Raw genomic sequence first — 1,804 nt, 5'->3', positions numbered from 1 at the left:
GCCAAGGCCGCTCGGCGTCTTCCGCTCCGGGCAGAAGCGGGGCGTGTTCGGGGCCATCAAGAAGGAGCTCAGAAGACGATCCGCCATCGAGGCCGTTATCGGACACCTCAAGACCGACGGCCACATGGGCCGCAACTTCCTCAAGGGACGCCACGGCGACCACGCCAATGCCGTCCTCACCGCCGCCGGCTACAACTTCCGCCTCATCCTCCGCTGGCTGAGGCTTCTCTTGCGCCTCATCCTGGAGGCCTTTGCCAAAGCCATTGGCCCCAAAACCGCGCTCCAGACGGCTTCTTAACAGTCAACTGTAGCGCTGCCGTTCAGCCGTCAAGCAGGCGATTGAGCTTAGCCAGCGCGGTCTCGGTATCCTCCTGGAAAGAGATCGTGCCGGCAAGACGGCCCGTCTCATCGAGAAGGAAGACGGAGGCGGTATGGTCCATGGTGTAGTCGCCCTCCTCCATCGGCACCTTGCGGTAGTAGACATGGAAATCGTCGAGCACAGCGCGCACGTCGTCCGGCTCACCGCTGATGCCACGGATATCGGCTTCGAAGGCGCCGATATAGTCGTGCAGCTGTTCGGGCGTGTCGCGCTCCGGGTCGACGGTCATCATGATGAAGTTCATGTCGTTGGCCCTCTCGCCGAGCGCCTCGCTCCAGCCGGCCATTTCGGCGAGCGTCGTTGGGCAGACATCCGGGCAATGGGTGAAGCCGAAGAAGATGGCGGTCGGCTTGCCGCGAAGAATCTCCTCTGTCACCGGCTCGCCGAGATCGTCGACAAGCGCGAAGGAGCCGCCGAGCGGCTCGCCGGCGGCGATCCCGGCATCGTTTCGGCTGGCAATCCACATGGCGGTTACGCCGACGAGGGCCGCTACCGCCGCAACCCACAATGCAATCAATACGCCGCGTGGCACCATTTGCTGCTCCTTCGTGTCGATTGGCCGTCCCGTCGGCACAGCGCGGGGGCCGTATCTTGCCAGCCACCGATAGGGCGGCGGTTGGAACGTCTCATCTAGGATGAAGCAGGCTCCGGCGCTATGGGGACGGAGCCGCGGGCGGCCTATTTGCGGATGCCGGCCAGGCGGGAAGGCGCATCCTTGGCGATCAGCGAATCGATCCGCTCGCGCTCCTTCTCGAAGGCGGCAAGATCGGCACCGGCGAGGGTGCGCCCGCGCGGTACGCGTATCTTCATCGGATCGACAAAGCGGCCGTTGACGAGAATCTCGTAGTGCAGATGCGGGCCGGTGGAGAGGCCCGTGGAGCCGATGTAGCCGATGATCTGGCCCTGGCGGACCCGGCCGCCGGAGGCGATTCCCTTGGCGATGCCGGACATGTGGCTATAGGTCGAGACATAGCCGTTGGCGTGACGGATCTCCACGCGCTTGCCGTAGCCGGACTTCCAGCCGGCATGCGAAACGCTGCCGCTGCCGGCCGCGAGAATTGGCGAGCCTCGGGGCGCCGCCCAGTCGACACCGGAATGCATCTTATAGCGCCCGAGGATGGGATGGCGCCGCATGCCGAACGAGGAACGGAAGACACCGCTCGGCACGGGCTTGCGGACCAGGAACTTCTTGGCGCTCTTGCCTTCCGGATCGTAATAGGCGGCCATGCCGTCCTCGGGCGTGCGGAAGCGATAGTAGCGGTGCTGCTCGCCGCCGAGATTGAGGGAGGCGTAGAGAATCTCCTCCTCGCTGTCGCCGGAATAGATCGCCTCCAGCGTGTCGGCGCGGCCGATGCGGCCCTGCATATCGACGTCGAAGGAAAAGATGCGGACGAGGTCCTCCACCATCTCCGGCGTCATGCCGAG

Annotated in this window: 2 protein-coding genes and 1 pseudogene (1 of these 3 cut by a window edge); 1 reads left to right on the top strand and 2 read right to left on the bottom strand. The window is 64.7% G+C overall.

Annotated elements, in window-relative coordinates:
• Positions 1–298: pseudogene (locus tag Q331_RS0118915) on the top strand (IS5/IS1182 family transposase); the annotation flags it as partial.
• A gap of 22 nt (positions 299–320) precedes the next feature.
• On the opposite strand, the gene Q331_RS0118910 reads toward Q331_RS0118915, so the two are convergent.
• Positions 321–914, bottom strand: a complete 594-nt coding sequence (locus Q331_RS0118910; RefSeq protein WP_034493234.1) for an SCO family protein — start codon at positions 912–914, stop codon at positions 321–323.
• Positions 915–1,057: 143 nt separating this feature from the next.
• Positions 1,058–1,804 carry the end of a M23 family metallopeptidase gene (locus Q331_RS0118900; RefSeq protein ID WP_026381941.1) on the bottom strand. 1,161 nt of this gene lie beyond the right edge of the window, so only the last 747 of its 1,908 coding nucleotides appear in the window; its start codon lies beyond the right edge, outside the window — the gene reads right to left on this strand; its stop codon occupies positions 1,058–1,060.

Origin of the sequence: Afifella pfennigii DSM 17143, assembly GCF_000688515.1 — a bacterium.
GTDB classification, from domain to species: domain Bacteria; phylum Pseudomonadota; class Alphaproteobacteria; order Rhizobiales; family Afifellaceae; genus Afifella; species Afifella pfennigii.
Note: the sequence above shows the minus strand (reverse complement) of the source record. Positions and strands in the feature narration are given on the sequence as shown.

Excerpts from the sequence above, each read along its gene's own strand:
- Q331_RS0118910 (WP_034493234.1), bottom strand. The coding sequence starts at position 914 with ATGGTGCCACGCGGCGTATTGATTGCATTGTGGGTTGCGGCGGTAGCG.